At 37.2% G+C, this 253-nt stretch carries 1 protein-coding gene; it reads left to right on the top strand.

Features of this window, described 5'->3' with window-relative positions; all coding sequences use genetic code 11:
• Window positions 1-253 (top strand): Ig-like domain-containing protein (locus Q0733_RS13070; RefSeq protein ID WP_298782787.1); only part of this gene is annotated, 253 nt, incomplete at both ends.

Raw genomic sequence — 253 nt, 5'->3', positions numbered from 1 at the left:
CCAGTTGCAGATGATGAGAGTGTATCTACAAATGAAGACACACCAATCACTGTAGATGTTTTAGATGGAGATACAGATACAGAAAATGATACATTAACAATTACACATATAGGTACTACTCCAATTGCAGAAGGAGAAACCGTAACAGTTCCAGGAGGAACTGTTACTTTAACAAGTGGAGAGTTGGTTGTAACACCAGATACAGATAGTGAAACTGATATTAGTTTTGATTATACCGTAAGTGATGGGACAG

Source organism: uncultured Polaribacter sp. (genome assembly GCF_947500975.1).
Lineage (GTDB): Bacteria > Bacteroidota > Bacteroidia > Flavobacteriales > Flavobacteriaceae > Polaribacter.
This window is presented reverse-complemented; position numbering and strand designations above follow the sequence as displayed.